This window comes from Mesorhizobium sp. M0983, from assembly GCF_040318975.1.
GTDB lineage: Bacteria > Pseudomonadota > Alphaproteobacteria > Rhizobiales > Rhizobiaceae > Mesorhizobium.
In genome coordinates, this window is record NZ_JAMYNH010000012.1 from 95,390 (window position 1) to 112,108 (window position 16,719).

General features: G+C 63.2%; 17 protein-coding genes and 1 tRNA gene. 9 read left to right on the forward strand and 9 right to left on the reverse strand.

What is annotated here, in order from left to right:
* Positions 1 to 129 precede the first annotated feature (129 nt).
* The gene (yidD, locus tag NKH71_RS21590) at positions 130 to 504 is read right to left on the reverse strand and encodes a membrane protein insertion efficiency factor YidD (RefSeq protein ID WP_352895330.1); all 375 of its coding nucleotides are present in this window, start codon (positions 502 to 504) and stop codon (positions 130 to 132) included.
* Between the two features lie 79 nt (positions 505 to 583).
* Positions 584 to 751, reverse strand: coding sequence for a hypothetical protein (locus NKH71_RS21595; protein WP_352482166.1), 168 nt, complete (start codon positions 749 to 751; stop codon positions 584 to 586).
* A 92-nt stretch (positions 752 to 843) separates the two neighbouring features.
* On the opposite strand from NKH71_RS21595, the gene NKH71_RS21600 reads away from it, so the two are divergent.
* Positions 844 to 1,758 carry a LysR substrate-binding domain-containing protein gene (locus tag NKH71_RS21600; RefSeq protein WP_023720145.1) on the forward strand — a complete coding sequence of 305 codons (915 nt, stop codon included), beginning with the start codon at positions 844 to 846 and terminating at the stop codon, positions 1,756 to 1,758.
* Here NKH71_RS21600 and NKH71_RS21605 read toward each other — a convergent pair.
* Positions 1,755 to 2,201 (reverse strand): iron-sulfur cluster assembly scaffold protein, encoded by a 447-nt coding sequence (locus NKH71_RS21605; RefSeq protein ID WP_023720146.1) that lies wholly within the window; start codon positions 2,199 to 2,201, stop codon positions 1,755 to 1,757. The genes NKH71_RS21600 and NKH71_RS21605 overlap by 4 nt on opposite strands.
* A gap of 240 nt (positions 2,202 to 2,441) precedes the next feature.
* Here NKH71_RS21605 and folE point away from each other — a divergent pair, with 240 nt between their 5' ends.
* The 3 genes from folE (at position 2,442) to NKH71_RS21620 (ending at position 4,641) form a co-directional block, all read left to right on the forward strand.
* The gene (gene folE, locus NKH71_RS21610; protein ID WP_352790511.1) at positions 2,442 to 3,104 is read left to right on the forward strand and encodes a GTP cyclohydrolase I FolE; all 663 of its coding nucleotides are present in this window, start codon (positions 2,442 to 2,444) and stop codon (positions 3,102 to 3,104) included.
* A 10-nt stretch (positions 3,105 to 3,114) separates the two neighbouring features.
* Entirely contained in the window at positions 3,115 to 3,585 is a 471-nt protein-coding gene (gene hisI / locus NKH71_RS21615; protein WP_352482161.1) for a phosphoribosyl-AMP cyclohydrolase, read from the forward strand.
* Between the two features lie 84 nt (positions 3,586 to 3,669).
* Positions 3,670 to 4,641, forward strand: coding sequence for a patatin family protein (locus NKH71_RS21620; RefSeq protein ID WP_352482159.1), 972 nt, complete (start codon positions 3,670 to 3,672; stop codon positions 4,639 to 4,641).
* A 20-nt stretch (positions 4,642 to 4,661) separates the two neighbouring features.
* On the opposite strand, the gene recJ is transcribed toward NKH71_RS21620, so the two are convergent.
* The 5 genes from recJ to NKH71_RS21645 all read right to left on the reverse strand — a co-directional run bounded on the left by recJ (position 4,662) and on the right by NKH71_RS21645 (position 10,635).
* The gene (gene recJ, locus NKH71_RS21625; RefSeq protein WP_352790513.1) at positions 4,662 to 6,446 is read right to left on the reverse strand and encodes a single-stranded-DNA-specific exonuclease RecJ; all 1,785 of its coding nucleotides are present in this window, start codon (positions 6,444 to 6,446) and stop codon (positions 4,662 to 4,664) included.
* 60 nt (positions 6,447 to 6,506) lie between these two features.
* A complete protein-coding gene (gene glpX, locus NKH71_RS21630; RefSeq protein WP_352895325.1) occupies positions 6,507 to 7,490 on the reverse strand; it encodes a class II fructose-bisphosphatase in 984 nt (327 codons plus the stop codon).
* Positions 7,491 to 7,689: 199 nt separating this feature from the next.
* Positions 7,690 to 9,003, reverse strand: a complete 1,314-nt coding sequence (locus NKH71_RS21635) for a homoserine dehydrogenase (protein ID WP_352482155.1) — start codon at positions 9,001 to 9,003, stop codon at positions 7,690 to 7,692.
* A 41-nt stretch (positions 9,004 to 9,044) separates the two neighbouring features.
* A complete protein-coding gene (locus tag NKH71_RS21640; RefSeq protein ID WP_352466981.1) occupies positions 9,045 to 10,262 on the reverse strand; it encodes an LL-diaminopimelate aminotransferase in 1,218 nt (405 codons plus the stop codon).
* A 40-nt stretch (positions 10,263 to 10,302) separates the two neighbouring features.
* Positions 10,303 to 10,635, reverse strand: coding sequence for a hypothetical protein (locus NKH71_RS21645; RefSeq protein WP_352482154.1), 333 nt, complete (start codon positions 10,633 to 10,635; stop codon positions 10,303 to 10,305).
* Positions 10,636 to 10,786: 151 nt separating this feature from the next.
* Here NKH71_RS21645 and NKH71_RS21650 point away from each other — a divergent pair, with 151 nt between their 5' ends.
* The 3 genes from NKH71_RS21650 (at position 10,787) to NKH71_RS21660 (ending at position 14,326) form a co-directional block, all read left to right on the forward strand.
* Complete coding sequence (locus tag NKH71_RS21650) at positions 10,787 to 12,622, forward strand: PHA/PHB synthase family protein (protein WP_352495375.1); 1,836 nt, start codon at positions 10,787 to 10,789, stop codon at positions 12,620 to 12,622.
* A 326-nt stretch (positions 12,623 to 12,948) separates the two neighbouring features.
* Positions 12,949 to 14,079: a YcbK family protein gene (locus NKH71_RS21655; protein WP_352790534.1), complete on the forward strand. Its 1,131-nt coding sequence runs from the start codon at positions 12,949 to 12,951 to the stop codon at positions 14,077 to 14,079.
* Positions 14,080 to 14,251: 172 nt separating this feature from the next.
* Positions 14,252 to 14,326: transfer RNA gene (locus tag NKH71_RS21660), tRNA-Glu, on the forward strand.
* A gap of 121 nt (positions 14,327 to 14,447) precedes the next feature.
* On the opposite strand, the gene NKH71_RS21665 is transcribed toward NKH71_RS21660, so the two are convergent.
* Positions 14,448 to 14,744: a DUF982 domain-containing protein gene (locus NKH71_RS21665; protein ID WP_023678889.1), complete on the reverse strand. Its 297-nt coding sequence runs from the start codon at positions 14,742 to 14,744 to the stop codon at positions 14,448 to 14,450.
* A 299-nt stretch (positions 14,745 to 15,043) separates the two neighbouring features.
* On the opposite strand from NKH71_RS21665, the gene map reads away from it, so the two are divergent.
* Positions 15,044 to 15,871 carry a type I methionyl aminopeptidase gene (map, locus tag NKH71_RS21670; RefSeq protein ID WP_352790516.1) on the forward strand — a complete coding sequence of 276 codons (828 nt, stop codon included), beginning with the start codon at positions 15,044 to 15,046 and terminating at the stop codon, positions 15,869 to 15,871.
* 52 nt (positions 15,872 to 15,923) lie between these two features.
* Positions 15,924 to 16,670 (forward strand): RadC family protein, encoded by a 747-nt coding sequence (gene radC / locus NKH71_RS21675; RefSeq protein WP_023720155.1) that lies wholly within the window; start codon positions 15,924 to 15,926, stop codon positions 16,668 to 16,670.
* Positions 16,671 to 16,719 lie beyond the last annotated feature (49 nt).

A 16,719-nucleotide genomic window follows, 5' to 3' on the forward strand; every position in this document is an offset into this window, starting at 1 on the left:
AGGGTATCAGGAGCGGCTTAGCGAGGCGTCTTGTCTCGATTTTGTCTTAAATGCGCTATGTCCGCGCAAGCTGCGGTTAACCCTACCAGATCGTAAACAGCGGTGCGGTTGTGTAACGAACAGTTGCGGTCAACTGTCTAGGTCGCCACGTTTTTTCCCGATCCGCCAGTACCGCCACGGCGCAAACCAGACATAGCGCTCAGCCAGGGTTTCGGGCACGCGGTCGATGCCATGCGTCCCTAACGGCCCGCAGCGCAGCACGCGAAAGAATCCCATCCAGCCGCCGGCCCATAGTCCATGCCGGGCGATCGCTTCGTGCGCGTATTCGGAACAGGTCGGCAGATGCCGGCAGGAATTGCCCACAAAGCCGGACAGCGTCAACTGGTAGAGCCGGACGAGCGACGTGCCGAAGACGCGGCCCGGCCTCTTGCGCCACGGGCCGGGCCAGTTGCGTCCTTGTCGAATCGGCCTGGCGCCGTGCGCATGCCGATGTTGGCCGACCACCACAGTCTCCGCGTCGCGTTTCCCTTCAGGATAGATGTGCGCATCGGGCCGGGAACGCAATGCCGTTCCGGCAATCCCGTCACTGCCTCGAACGGCGAACCGGGTACCGGTCGGGCGTCGGCTTCCGACATGCGGCGACGCTGGTCGGCGGCCTCCCCTCGCACCAGTCGCCATGCGGTTTCTCGTCATGCCATTGAAATGTCGCGATCCGCACGACATCGCTCAGGATGTTGAGAAACTGGATCATGGCAGCACTCCTTTGAGCACCGATTAGAGCGCCGCTGGCCTTGCTCTTCAAACGAGTATAACGTCGACGTCAGATAACTCTGAGTTATGCGAATGAAGCGCGGACGCCTCCCCCTGACGGCTCTTAGAAGCTTCGAAGCAGCCGGTCGTCACCTGAGCTTCAGCCGTGCGGCCGAGGAGCTTTATGTTTCGCAGGCGGCGATCAGCCGCCAGATCCGCGAGCTCGAAACATTCCTGCGCCAACCTTTGTTCTTCCGCCATCATCGCCGCGTCGAATTGACCGACACCGGCCGGCGGCTGCTCGACCAGTTGGTCAGAAGTTTCGGGGGCATCGACAGGCTGCTTTCGGAATTGACGGCGGCCCCGACGCAGTCCGTGGTCCGTGTCAGCGTCGAGCCGTCGCTTGCATCCGTATGGCTGGTGCCGCGGCTCAACCGATTTCGCCAGTTGCGACCCGATATCGACGTTTCCCTTGAGGTCGACCCGAGGTTGATAGAGTTCCGCAGCGATCAGCCTGAACTTGCTCTACGCTTCAGTGCACACGCCACTTCATGGCCACGCAGCGAAGCCGAACAGCTTGCCTCGGTCGTCGATTCACCGGTTCTGTCGCCGGCGCTTCTTGCGTCCGGGCCAGCTCTGGAAAAACCGATCGACCTTGGTCGCTATACATTGCTGCACGAAGAAAACCGTCAGGCTTGGACGCGCTGGTTCGAAGCGGCCGGCGTGACCCCTGAAGCCGTGCCTGCGCGTGGACCGATGCTGGCGGATGCCTCGCTTTCGAAACAGGCAGCCTTGCTTGGACATGGTGTCGCACTGGGCGATCTTTTGCAGATCGGCGAAGAACTTGCGTCCGGCGCGCTGGTCAAGCCTTTCGACATCGACGTTGCGTCCGGCGCCTATTGGCTGGTGGCCAGAAGACTGAATGACCTTTCCGAGCCTGCCAGGGCTTTTGCCGACTGGGTCCGGGCGGAATTCGCCGAAAGCCGGCGTTTTCTTGCCGAGGTTTAGGCCGCCTGTTCCGCCCGCTTCTTCTCGATCTGGCCGATCGCATCGACCACCGCGTCGAAGGTCAGCATGGTCGAGGCGTGGCGCGCCTTGTAGTCGCGCACCGGTTCCAGGTATTTCAGGTCGGCGAAGCGGCCTTCGGGCGGCGGGCCATTTTCCTTCAGCATTTTTAGCATCGTCTCGCGCACGCTGCGCAGTTCTTCCGCGCTGGCGCCGACGACATGCTGCGCCATGATCGAAGACGACGCCTGGCCAAGCGCACAGGCCTTCACGTCATGCGCGAAATCGCTGACGACGCCGTCATCCATCTTCAGATCGACGGTCACTGTCGAGCCGCACAGCTTGGAATGTGCTCGTGCGGTTGCGTCGGGCCGGTCGAGCCGACCGATCCGTGCGATATTTCCGGCAAAACCCAGAATTTTCGCATTGTAGACATCGTCGATCATATTTTTCCAATCCGTCGCCGCCCAGCGAACAGCGATTGCCGCTCTGGCGTCTTCCTTTCGCTCGGCACGAACATATATAATGGTCGTAGTCGGGTATCGACAAGGCGACCGCAAGTCTCGTCCTGCCCAAATCTGTTCACGCCACTTACGGGCTGGAAACCGGGCGAGTTTCTAACACCCGAAAGGTCGTGGTCCGTTCAACTCGTTCCTCCTGAGAGAGGAACTACGGGAGACGCCTTTATGGACGCCGTTATCAAGAAACTCATGCCGCAGTCGGCCTATATGGAAAAGCCGGTCACCGACCGGCCGAGTGAGGCCGAAGTCGAAGCCGCGGTGCGCACCTTGTTGCGCTGGACCGGCGACAATCCTGAGCGCGAGGGCCTGATCGACACGCCGAAGCGCGTCACCAAGGCGTTCCGCGAAATGTTCAACGGCTACGATATGTGCCCGGCCGAGGAGCTTGGCCGCACCTTCGAGGAAGTCGCCGGCTATGACGACCTCGTCATAGTCAAGGACATCACGTTCCACTCGCATTGCGAGCATCACATGGTGCCGATCATCGGCAAGGCGCATGTCGGCTATCTGCCTGACGGCAAGGTTGTCGGCCTGTCCAAGATCGCGCGCGTCGTCGACATCTTTGCCCACCGCCTGCAGACCCAGGAAGCGATGACTGCGCAGATTGCCGGCGTCATCCAGGACGTGCTCAATCCGCGCGGCGTCGCCGTCATGCTCGAGGCCGAGCATATGTGCATGGCCATGCGCGGCATCCGCAAACAGGGCTCCACCACGCTGACCTCGACCTTCACCGGCGTCTTCAAGGATACCCCAGAAGAGCAGGTCCGCTTCGTCACCATGGTGCGCGGCGGCGGAACTGATCAGACCCGCGCCACCTTCGCTAAATAAGGACCGGCGAATGTCGGCATTGGAATTCCCGAAAGCTCCCTCAGACAAGAAGGCGCTTGAGGAAGGCACCGTCCTTTCACCGCGCTTCGATGCCGGCGGCCTCGTCACTGTCGTCGTCACCGATGCCGAAAACGGCATGCTGCTGATGGTCGCGCATATGAATGCCGAGGCGCTGGCGCTGACACTCGAGACCGGCATCGCGCACTACTGGTCGCGTTCGCGCAACGCGCTGTGGAAGAAGGGCGAAACCTCGGGCAATGTCCAGCAGGTCGTCGAGATGCTCACAGATTGTGACCAGGACGCGATATGGTTGCGCGTCAAAGTGCTGGGTCACGAAGCAACTTGTCACACCGGCCGACGTTCATGCTTTTATCGGACGGTGGGGCTGAGCGATGGCAAAGGGACGCTTGCCAACGACGGCAGCAAGCCGCTGTTCGATGCGGAAAAAACGTATCGAAAGCCCAAAACACCATCAGTATGAACCATTCGCAGCACTTCAGCCACGTATATTCATGATTTCGATACGGCCCGCCTGTAGGATGACCGTGGGACAAGGGAGATTGTGATGCTCGACTGGGCGTCATTGCGCAACAGACCTGACGTTCGGGAGGCCAATGGCCTCTCCTCGGCCGCAGGCGCATCCGAAACCAAATCTCCAGGTAAAACAGGGATCTCGCTGGCATTGGGCGGCGGCTGCGCGCGCGGCTGGGCGCATATCGGCGTGCTGCGCGCGCTTGACGAAGCCGGCATCGAAGTGTCGATGATCGCCGGCACCTCGATCGGCGCGCTGGTCGGCGGCTGCTATGTTGCCGGCAAACTTGACGAGCTGGAAGAATTCGCGCGCAGCCTGACCAGGCGGCGCATTTTTGGCCTTCTCGACCTCAATCTACGCGGCAGCGGCCTGTTCGGTGGCATGAAGCTCGACGCACGGCTGCGCGAGCACATAGCCGGCATCCGCTTCGAGGACCTGCCAAAACCGTTCGTCTGCGTCGCTGCCGAAATCCGCACCGGCCATGAAATCTGGCTGTCGAGCGGCTCGTTGAGTACCGCCATGCGCGCCTCCTACGCGCTGCCCGGCGTGTTCGAGCCGGTCGCCTGCAATGGGCGCGTGCTGGTCGACGGCGCACTGGTCAATCCGGTGCCGGTCTCGGTCTGCCGTGCCTACGAGCAGCCGCTCGTGGTTGCGGTGAACCTTCACTACGATCTGTTCGGCCGCGCCGCGGTGATCAAGCACAGCGCAGGCGAGCTGATCGTCGAGAGAGACGCGCCAAGGGGTGGCCACGCCGATCCCGAACGTCAGTCGCGCGAGACGCGGCTCGGCATCACCGGCGTCATGGTCGAAGCCTTCAACATCATCCAGGACCGCATTTCGCGCGCCAGGCTGGCCGGCGACCCGCCGGACATGTCGCTGCAGCCGAAGCTCAGCCATATCGGCCTGACCGAATTCCACCGCGCCGACGAAGCGATCCGTATCGGCTACCAGGCAACGATGGCGCAAATCGGCGAACTGACCCGGCTGCAGACCGTCCTCGCTTAGGCCGAGCGGTCAGCGAGCTCTCAGGCAAGCGCCGCGTCGACGATACGAAACTGCACCGTGCGGTTGCCGTTCCAGTGATTGCCCGACAATGAGCCGGCGACGTGCACCGGTTTGCCCCTGTTCTTGAACAGGAATTCGCCAAGCGCAGTATCGACGGCGCGAAAGGCGATCGCCTGGATGCGGCCGCCGCTTTCCGACTGCAGGTCGGCGCGGATATGGTTGGTGCCGACCGCCCGCGCATCAACCAGCCGGTGACGCGGCAGCGCGAACACCGGCGCGACATGCCCGGCGCCGAACGGCCCTGCCCGCTCAAGCGCATCGAGCAGCGCAAGCGTCGCGCCCTCGGCGGCAAGCGCGCCGTCGATCGCCAGGCTCTCCTCGCCTTGCAGCCGGAACACATCCACCGCAGCGCGCTCTTCGAAAAAAGCCCGGAGCGCGCCGAGCTTCGCCCGCTCGACGGTGATGCCTGCCGCCATTCCGTGGCCGCCGCCCTTGACGATCAGCCCGGCATCGACAGCCTCGCGCACCAGCCGGCCGAGGTCGAAGCCCGACACCGAACGGCCTGACCCCGTACCGACGCCATTGGCGTTGAAGGCGATGGCAAAAGCCGGCCGTCTTGCATGGTCCTTGAGCCGCGAGGCAAGCAGGCCGACAATGCCCGGATGCCAGTTGCTGCTGGCTGTGACCACGATGGCCGGACCATTGCCGCCGGCAAGCTCGGCGTCGGCCTCTGAGCGCGCCGCGGCCAGCATCTCCTGCTCCATCGACTGCCGCTCCTGGTTGAGCCGGTCGAGCGTCTCGGCGATGGTGCGGGCCTCGACCGGGTCGTCGGTTGCAAGCAGGCGGCTGCCAAGTGCTGCGTCGCCGATGCGCCCGCCGGCGTTGATGCGCGGACCGATCAGAAAGGCCAGATGGAAAGTGCTGATCGGCTCGCCGATACGCGAGACCCGCGCCAGTGCCGCCAGCCCTTCGTTCCTCTGCTGCCGCGCCACCTGTAGCCCCTTGACCACGAAGGCCCGGTTGATGCCGGTGAGCGGCACCACGTCGCAGACGGTGCCCAGCGCCACCAGGTCGAGCAGGCCAAGCAGGTCGGGCGCTGCGGCATCCGGCAGCCGGCTGCGCAGGATCTTCGCCGTCTGTACCAGGCACAGGAAGACGACGCCGGCGGCGCAAAGATGGCCTTGCCCGGAAAGATCGTCCTCGCGATTAGGATTGACGACCGCAGCCGCCGCCGGCAACGGCCCGCCGACCTGATGGTGATCGAGCACCACGACGTCGGCGCCGGCGGCCTTCGCCGCGTCGATGGAAGCAGCACTGTTGGTGCCGCAATCGACGGTGACGATCAGCGTCGCGCCGCGCGAGACGAGTTCGCGCATCGCTTCCGGATTGGGGCCGTAACCCTCGAAGATGCGGTCCGGTATGTAGATCTCCGACGGCACCGAGAAATGTGCGAAAAAGCGCTTGAGCAGCGCCGATGAGGCGGCGCCGTCGACATCGTAGTCGCCAAAGATCGCCACCTTTTCCCTTGCCGTCACCGCCTGGGCGATGCGAGAGGCCGCCTTGTCCATGTCGGTCAGCGATGCCGGGTCGGGCAGCAGGTTGCGGATGGTCGGATCCAGGAACCGCTCGGTCTGCTCGGCAGTGACGCCGCGCCCGGCCAGCACGCGTGCCACGATGTCGGGCACGCCATAACCTTGCGCGATGGCGAGCGCAGCCATGTCCTGACGCTCGGTCAGTCGGTGTTCCCAGGAAACGCCGGTGGCCGACTGCCTGACATCTAGGAAAAAGCGTCTTTCCCCCGTCACGTGACGCGCCGTCTGCAATTTGTCATTGCGCACAATATGCAACGGCTAACTGAGTCGAAATCAAAACTTTTCCAGATCCTGGTGCCTGGCCTTGATTTCGCGCACGGTTCGCGACGACGAGCGCAGCACGATCGTGTGCGTGGTGATGAAATTGCGGCCGAACTTGACGCCGGCCAGCATATTGCCGTCGGTGACGCCGGTCGCGGCAAACAGCACGTCGCCGCGTGCCATGTCTTGCGTGTGGTAGATCCGTTTCGGGTTGGAGATCCCCATCTTCGCCGCGCGCGCCAGCTTTTCCGGCGTGTCAAGGATCAGCCTGCCCTGCATCTGGCCGCCGGTGCAGCGCAAGGCCGCCGCCGCCAGCACGCCCTCCGGCGCACCGCCGGTGCCGAGATAGATGTCGATGCCGGTTTCGTCCGGGTCGGTGGTGTGGATGACGCCGGCGACATCACCGTCGCCGATCAGCCGGATCGCGGCGCCTGTCGCCCGCACGGCTTCGATCAAGGCGCCATGGCGCGGCCGGTCGAGGATACAGGCGGTGATCTCTGCCACCGGAACGCCCTTGGCCCTGGCCAGGCTGGCAATATTTTCGGCCGGCGAGGCATCGATGTCGATGATGCCATCGGCATAGCCCGGGCCGATGGCGATCTTGTCCATATAGACGTCCGGCGCGAACAGAAGGCTGCCTTTTTCGGCAATGGCGATGACGGCCAACGCATTGGGCAGGTTCTTGGCGCAGATCGTCGTGCCTTCGAACGGACCGAGCGCGATGTCGACAGCCGGGCCTTTGCCTGTACCGACCTCCTCGCCGATATAGAGCATCGGCGCCTCGTCGCGCTCGCCCTCGCCGATCACCACCGTGCCGTTGATGGCGAGACGATTAAGCTCCTGGCGCATGGCGTCGACCGCGACCTGATCGGCGGCTTTCTCGTCGCCGCGTCCGCGCAATCTGGCGGCCGCGACCGCGGCGCGTTCGGTGACGCGCACCAATTCCATGGTCAGTATCCGGTCGAGGCCGGCGACAATGTTCTGGGCCACATTCATCGATGGATAATCCTCGTTGGCACTTTGTTTCTATGCATGTCGTTGTCCCAAAACCGCCGCACACTTTTGGGCGACATGCATTAGCCTCCCGCCAGAGACGCGCTTCTTGTGTCAAAGCCTCGTGACAACAGCAAGACCTGCGCTGGACCTTTTTGAAAGCGCAGCAATATCAATCGATTAAAGGCAAAACTTGAGACTGCTATCCGGCCCGCTCGATGCGGATGACTTGCGGCTTGTCGGTCAGAAGGCTGTCCCTGGTGATGCCGTCGACGGCCTTGCGCACCGCCGCCTCGGTCGTCTCGTGGGTGACCAGGATGACTGTCTTCTGTGCCTCGGTTTCCGGCCCTGCGGCATGTTGCACGATCGATTCCAGCGAAATGTCGTTGTCGGCCATGCGTTTGGCGATCGCGGCGAAAACGCCGAGGCGGTCGTGCACGGTCAGCCGGATGAAATAACCGCCGGCATGGCTGCGCATCTGCGCCTTTTTGTAGGGCTTCAATTCCTTCGCCGGCCGGCCGAAGACCGGGCCATGCTGGAAGCCAGGCCGGCTCTTGGCAATGTCGGCAATGTCGCCGATCACCGCCGAAGCGGTGGCGTTGCCGCCGGCACCGGGGCCGGAAAGCAGCAATTCGCCGAGGATGTCGGTTTCGATCGCGACCGCATTGGTGACACCGTGCACCTGCGCGATGACCGAGGCCGTCGGCACCATGGTCGGGTGAACGCGCTGCTCGATACCGCTTTCGGTGCGTTGGGCGACGCCAAGCAGCTTGATCCGGTAGCCGAGATCGCCGGCCGCGCGGATATCGGCCTGGCTGATGTTGGAGATGCCCTCCATGTAGATGTCATTGGCCGCAATCCTCGTGCCGAAGGCAAGGCTGGTCAGGATCGACAGCTTGTGCGCGGTGTCGTGGCCCTCGATGTCGAAGGTCGGGTCGGCTTCGGCATAGCCCAGCCGCTGGGCGTCCTTCAGGCAGGCATCAAAGGACAGGCCCTCGGCTTCCATGCGCGTCAAAATATAATTGCAGGTGCCGTTGAGGATGCCGAAGACGCGGGTCACCGAATTGCCGGCCATCGCCTCGCGCATCGTCTTGATGACCGGAATGCCGCCGGCCACCGCCGCTTCGTAGTTGAGCAGCACGCCCCTCTTTTCCGCGATCTCGGCCAGTGACACGCCGTGCTTGGCAAGCAGTGCCTTGTTGGCGGTGACGACATGGCGGCCGGCCTCGAGCGCCGCCTTCACCGAGGATCGTGCCGCGCCCTCGTCGCCGCCGATCAGTTCGACGAATACATCGATCTCGGCGGTCTGGGCCATCTTGACGGCGTCGTCGAACCACAGTGCTGTGCCAAAATCAACGCCGCGGTCGCGTTTGGGATCGCGGGCCGAGACCGCTGACACGACGATCTCGCGGCCGCACTGCCGCGTCAGTTCCGCCGCCTTGTCGCGCAGCACGCGAGCCACCGACGCACCGACGGTGCCGAGGCCGGCAATTCCAACACGCAACGCTTCAGCCATGTCCGGCGACGCCCCATTCGGTCGATTGATGTGTAGAAAACTCAGCGATGCGCGGCGAGCGGTACGACGTTATTCGGCTGCTTGGCGCTGGATGCGAGGAAGCGCTTGATGTTGCGCGCTGCCTGACGGATCCGGTGCTCGTTTTCGACCAGCGCGATGCGCACGTGATCGTCGCCATGCTCGCCGAAGCCGACGCCCGGCGCCACCGCGACGTCGGCGTGCTCGATCAGGAGCTTGGAGAATTCGAGCGAGCCGAGGTGCTTGAACGGCTCCGGGATCGGCGCCCAGGCGAACATCGACGCCGCCGGTGCGGGAATGGTCCAGCCGGCACGGCTGAAGGCGTCGACCATGACATCGCGGCGTTTGCGGTAGACGTCGCGCACTTCGGCGATATCGGCTCCGTCGCCGTTGAGTGCATGCGCGGCCGCCACCTGGATCGGCGTGAAGGCGCCGTAGTCGAGATAGGATTTCACCCGCGTCAGCGCCGAGATCAGCCTTTCATTGCCGACGGCAAAACCCATGCGCCAGCCCGGCATCGAAAAGGTCTTCGACATCGAGGTGAACTCGACTGCGACGTCGATGGCGCCCGGCACCTGCAGCACCGAAGGCGGCGGATTGCCGTCGAAATAGATCTCGGAATAGGCAAGGTCCGACAGGATGATGATGTCGTTCTTCCGGGCGAAAGCCACCACCTCCTTGTAGAAATCGAGCGAGGCGACCAGTGCCGTCGGGTTGGACGGATAATTGAGAATCAGCGCCAGCGGCTTCGGGATCGAATGGCGGATGCCGCGCTCCAGTGCCGGGATGAAACCGTCGTCCGGTTCGGCCTGCAGCGAGCGGATGACGCCGCCCGACATGATGAAGCCGAAGGCGTGGATCGGATAGGTCGGATTGGGGCACAGGATCACATCGCCGGGGGCGGTGATCGCCTGCGCCATATTGGCAAAACCCTCCTTCGAGCCGAGCGTCGCCACCACCTGGCTGTCCGGGTCGAGCTTCACGCCGAAACGGCGGGCATAATAATTGGCTTGGGCACGGCGCAGGCCCGGAATGCCGCGCGACGACGAATAGCGGTGCGTGCGCGGATCACGCACTACCTCGCAGAGTTTGTCGACGATGGCCTTGGGCGTCGGCAGGTCCGGATTGCCCATGCCAAGGTCGATGATGTCGGCGCCACGCGAGCGGGCACTGGCCTTCAGCCGGTTGACCTGTTCGAAGACATAGGGCGGAAGCCGGCGGACCTTGTGAAATTCTTCCATGGCAGTTCCAGACAGTGAGGTTGCGGTCGCGCGTATAAGCTTATTTGCAATTAGGGTCGAGAGCGGGGTCGCATTTGCCTTCGATCTGCTTCAGCGCCTCGGCGCCGTGTTTTTTTGCCAGCTGGTCCAGCGCAGCCTGGTCCGCGACCTTGACGCCGCCGCCCTTCGCGGCCTGGCCCTGCTCCTCGGCCTTCAGCTGGGCGAGCTTGGCGTTCTTTTCCTCGTCGGTGAATTGCTCGGCCGCCACCTGCGGCGGGATGTTCAGGTTCGGGTAGGAACCGGTGTCCTTCGCCCCGACAAGGCCGGTGGCGGGCGCTGCACCTTCTATGTTGCTGCTCGTGCAACCGGCCATCGCCAGCAGGACGAGCGCCATGCGGCAAAAACGACCAGTGCCGGAAAAAACGTTCGTGCCAATATTAATCGTCATATTGTTTTCCTGGCGGCCGGGTTAGAGCACGTTGGACCCTGTCCGATATCCCATGGTAATATGTCAACAAAACGCTTCGGGAGGAACCCCGCGAACCATGTCCAAAACACCCGATTCGGGCAAAGCGGAAGATGACCAACCTTCGACCGTCGAGCAATATCTGGTTAAGGACCCGGAACGCTTCGCTCTGAACATGGCCCGCATGATCGAGCAGGCCGGCAAGGCCGCCTCGGCATGGGCCGAGCCGCGGGAAAAGGGCGAGGTGCGCGATCATGTCGCCGAGCCGGTCGTCGACATGGTGAAGACGTTCTCCAAACTCACCGAATACTGGCTCTCCGACCCGCAGCGCGCGCTGGAGGCACAGACACGATTGTTTTCCGGCTATATGGCCGTCTGGGCCAATGCCGTTCAGCGCATCGGCGCCGGTGCCGAGGAGACCGAGGATGCGGTCAAGCCCGAGCGCGGCGACAAGCGTTTCCAGGACCCGGAATGGGGCCGCAACGCCTTTTTCGATTTCCTCAAACAAGCCTATCTCGTCACCTCGCGCTGGGCGGCCGAACTGGTCGAGCACGCCGACGGTCTGGACGAGCACACCCGCCACAAGGCCAGCTTTTATGTCAGGCAGGTGTCCAACGCCATCTCGCCGTCGAATTTCATCCTGACCAATCCGGAATTGTTTCGCGAGACCGTCGCCTCGAACGGCGAAAATCTGGTGCGCGGCATGAAGATGCTGGCCGAGGACATTGCCGCAGGCAAGGGCGACCTGAAGCTGCGGCAGGCCGATTACTCACCCTTCGAGATCGGCAAGAATCTCGCCACCACCCCCGGCAAGGTGGTCGGCCGCAGCGACGTCGCTGAAATCCTGCAATACGAGCCGGCGACCGACACCGTGCTCAAGCGGCCGCTGCTGATCTGCCCGCCATGGATCAACAAATACTACATCCTCGACCTCAACCCGCAAAAATCCTTCATCCGCTGGGCGGTCGAGCAAGGCCACACGGTCTTCGTCATCTCCTGGATCAATCCGGACGAGCGGCACGGCACCAAGAGCTGGGAGGCCTATATCAGGGAGGGCCTGCAATACGGCCTCGACACGATTGAAAAGGCCACCGGCGAAAAGGACGTCAATGCCATCGGCTATTGCGTCGGCGGCACGCTGTTGGCGGCAGCGCTGGCCTTGATGGCGCAGGAAGGCGACCACCGCATCAAATCGGCGACCTTCTTCACCACGCAGGTCGATTTCACCTATGCCGGCGACTTGAAAGTGTTCGTCGATGAGGAGCAAGTCGCGGCCGTTGAAAAGGCAATGAGCGAAAAAGGCTATCTCGACGGCACGAGGATGGCGACCGCCTTCAACATGCTGCGCTCGGGCGACCTGATCTGGCCCTATGTCGTCAACAATTACATGCGCGGCAAGGATCCCCTGCCCTTCGACCTGCTCTACTGGAACGCCGATTCGACCCGCATGGGCGCTGCCAACCATTCCTTCTATTTGCGCAATTGCTATCTTGAGAACAGGCTTTCGCAAGGCATGATGGAGTTGGCGGGCCGCACGGTTTCGCTGAAGGACGTCACCATCCCGGTCTACAACCTCGCCTCGAAGGAGGATCACATCGCGCCGGCGCTGTCGGTGTTCCTCGGCTCGAAATATTTCGGCGGCAAGGTCGACTACGTCGTGGCCGGCTCCGGCCACATCGCCGGCGTCGTCAATCCGCCGGCGGCGCAGAAATACCACTACTGGACCGGCGGCAAGCCGGCTGGCGACTTCGACCAGTGGTTCGCCGGGGCCACTGACCATCCCGGCTCCTGGTGGCCGCACTGGCAGCGCTGGATCGAAGCCAGGGATAATACCCGCGTACTGGCCCGCAAACCGGGCGAGCATATGCAAGTTCTAGGCGAAGCCCCCGGCACCTATGTCAAGGTGCGTGTGTAACCATCTGTAATGTGTGGTGAGTTGACGCGCCGCCAAAAGCGGGCGAAATGGTGTCGTCAACCCTGAGCAGCCTTGATTCATCCTCTAGCCGCCAAATTACTTTGAGGCTTGCAGATTTGACACAGGTCTCGTTTCCGGTTCGGGGAACAAGGGTCATTCGACGAGACGTTTCGACGCCGCGCCAATGACGAACCGGTCGGATATCGAGGGGGAATTTTGTTTTGAGATCAGCAGGATCGCGCCTCGCGAAGGGAGAAAGCCGCGCCATTGTGGCGGCGCTTTTCTCGGTGCTTCTGGCGTCCTGCACCTCTGCCGGCGACCCGACCATGTCGGTCGGCATGCCAGGCTATAATGCCTCGGCCACCGAAATCAGCACGGCCGCCGGTGCGCCCCAGGCCAGCACGGCCGCCTCATCGTCGCTGATGACAACCGCACAAATGACGATGAATGCAGAGGGCGACGCCAACCTTCCCGAGCAGGTCGCCTATGTGCCAATGGCTAAGCCAGGGGCCAAGTCCGATGCCGGCTTCCCGATCGCCGTTCCCACGTCGGCCGAGACGATCGCGGGACATTCGCCGCAAGCGCTGCAACCAAACGCCGAGGCGGCTGAACAGGCCAACGCTGTTGCGCAGAACAGTGCCGCCGCCGATGCCGGCGCATCGAAGCCCGATGCCAAGGCCGCCGCGCCGGCGATGAACAACCCGGTCTATGTGACCGCCGGCGAGATGCCGCAGCCACAGGCCTATGCACCGAAGAAAAACTTCCTGGCCTCGCTGTTCAGCGCTACGCCTGCTTCGGCGGCATCGCCGGCCAACAGCAGATCGGGCGGGCAGCCAGCGGTCTTGCAGGCCAAGGCGACGCCCGCGGCAAAGCCCACCGTCACCCTGGCCTCGGCCAACCCGGCTGAAAAGCCGGTGCAGTTGGCATCGGCCGGCGATACTAGCCACTTCACGGCCGATGCGCTGCCCGGCGTGCGCCAGACGGCACTGTTCGAGATCAAGCGCAAATCCGGCCTCGACGATGAGAGCGACGTCGACCTCAACGAGGACGAAGGTTCGGGTGGCGCCTACCAGGTCGCCTCCGCCGCCGGCCTCGCCCGGCTGGCACCCAACGGTCTCCTGAAACAGAACGAAAGCGTCGATGTCGCCTGCTTGAAGCCGTCGCTGGTTCGCGTGCTGAAGACGATCGAAGGCCACTACGGCCGCAAGATGACGGTTACCTCCGGCTATCGCGATCCGGCCCGCAACCGTCGCGCCAACGGTGCCAAGAACTCGCTGCACATGTACTGCGCCGCCGCCGACATCCAGGTTCCCGGCGTCTCAAAATGGGAACTGGCGAGCTATATCCGCACCATGCCGGGCCGCGGCGGCGTCGGCACCTACTGCCACACCGAATCCGTCCACGTCGATGTCGGACCGGAGCGCGACTGGAACTGGCGCTGCCGCAGGCGCAGCTAGGGCGAGGTTCTTCCGCCACTGAAGGCCCTTCGGCGGCGTTGCATCATGCCGCAAAAACCAGCTTGGCTGTCGGAAAGACGCGGTTTGGAGCCAAAGGAAAAAAGTTGTCGCAGCCGGCAGCAGACGGGTTGCCGGTTTGTCGCGACGCAACTATAAGCGCTCACATCTGAGCGCGCCCATCGTCTAGCGGTCAGGACACCGCCCTTTCACGGCGGTAACAGGGGTTCGATTCCCCTTGGGCGTACCAGAGACCTCAAGTACTTAGCACATGCCATCGCTAACGCGCTGCGTAACCTTGCCGGACCACCACTCTGATGAGGATGTCGGCAAAGGCTGCCAGACAAATTGAAGATTATGTCGACGGCTCCCTACGCCCGCAGTCCCCTCGCCTCGCCGCCGCGCTTGCGCGGAACCATCATGTCCCTGGCCAGCAGGCCGCTCACCCGGCAAAAGGCCATGAAGGCCCGCCATGCGTCTTCGGTCTCGACGATGTCCACCGTGGCGCCGAAACAGGCGTTGAACGCGGCCTGGTAGGTTGGCCCCTTCCGGCGGACCGGCCACGTTTGCAGGAAATCGAGCGCCTGCTCGACACTGTAGATTTCCTCGACCGGCTGGCCGGGCACAGGCGCGATCCGCACCGGCACCTCGAATTGCAGTCTGTCCATTCGATCTCTCCCGAACCGACGCCCCCGCCGCAACGCCGTTCGTCGCAAAAAGTTGCCGTGACGGCTAATGCTTGGGCCGACTTCTCGCCTGGAAATGTGTCGTCACTGCGGTAGCCAAATGAACCCGGCGGAAGCACGGGCCGCTGCAGGCAAGGAGAATGCCCCTGGGCGTGAATATCGCCGGTCTTCGGCCTCCGTAGGCAGTTCGTCCTTGAACCTTGCGCTTTCCAGTGCCAAATCTGGGGGAATTTCTCTCGCGGGGCTCAGCCAGGCCTCGCATCCCTGCAAGACGGATAAAAATGGTCACCTATCTCGACGCCGCCACGGCACCGCTCAGAAACACCGGCCAGATCCGTCTTTACGACGAGGAAGGCTTTATCGGCATGCGCAAGGCTTGCGATCTCACCGCGCGTTGCCTCGACGAACTGGTGCCGATGGTGGCGCCCAGCGTCACCACTGAGGCGATCGATCGTTTCGTTTTCGAATTTGGCATGGACCATGGCGCGCTTCCGGCGACGCTCAACTACCGCGGCTACACGAAATCATCCTGCACCTCGATCAACCACGTCGTCTGTCACGGCATACCCGATAACAAGCCGTTGAAGGACGGCGACATCGTCAACATCGACGTCACCTATATCCTCGACGGCTGGCATGGCGACTCCTCGCGCATGTATCCAGTGGGCACGATCAAGCGTGCCGCGGAGCGGCTGCTCGAAGTCACGTATGAGTGCCTGATGCGCGGCATCGCGGCAATCAAGCCGGGCGCCCGCACCGGCGCCATCGGCGCCGCCATCCAGACCTACGCCGAAGCCGAGCGTTGCTCGGTGGTGCGCGATTTCTGCGGCCATGGGGTCGGCCGGCTGTTTCACGACGCGCCGAATATCCTGCATTACGGCAGCGCCAGCGAAGGCGTCGAGATGCGGCCGGGCATGATCTTCACCGTCGAGCCGATGATCAATCTCGGCCGGCCGCATGTGAAAGTGCTGTCGGACGGCTGGACCGCGGTGACGCGCGATCGTTCGCTGTCGGCGCAGTACGAGCACACGATCGGCGTCACCGAAACCGGCTGCGAGATCTTCACGCTATCGCCAAAAAACCTCGACCGCCCCGGCCTGCGGGCCTAGTGTCTGGCAGATCGGGCGTTACCTTGCCCGGCAAATGCTGGGTGGGGCAGCCATGAACGGTGACGACGACGAGCGGGCCTTCTTTCCCGAAAGGCCGGTGCGATCGCCCGCGAAGGCGGTGGCCGCCGACAAGCCGCATTATCTCGGCCATCGCGACCGCCTGCGCGAACGCTTTGCTGCCGGCCCCAACACCCTCCCCGACTACGAACTGCTCGAGCTTCTATTGTTTCGGCTGATCCCGCGCGCCGACACCAAGCCGGTCGCCAAGGCATTGCTGGCACGCTTCGGTACATTGGCCGAGGTCCTCGGCGCGCCCGTCGAGCGCCTGCAGGAGGTGAAGGGCATCGGCCCGGCGGTGGCGCTCGACCTGAAGGTGGTTGCTGCAACGGCGCAGCGCATGGCGCGCGGCGAGATCGCCGGCCGCGAGCTTTTGTCAACCTGGACGCAGGTTCTCGAATACTGCCGGTCGGTCATGGCCTTCGAGGAGCGGGAGCAGTTCCGCATCCTGTTCCTCGACAAGAAGAACGCACTGATCGCCGACGAGGTGCAGCAGGTCGGCACCGTTGACCACACGCCGGTCTATCCGCGCGAGGTGGTCAGGCGCGCCTTGGAGCTCTCGGCGACGGCGATTATTCTGGCTCACAATCATCCATCGGGCGATCCGACGCCGTCGCGCGCCGACATCGAGATGACCAAGCTGATCATCGAGACGGCCAAACCGCTTGGCATTGCCGTTCACGATCACATCATCATCGGCAGGAAAGGCCACTCCAGCATGAAGGGCCTGCTGCTTATTTGAGGCTTATTGTTACCGGCCTGGCCTGCCACGCGCATATTGATGCGACGCT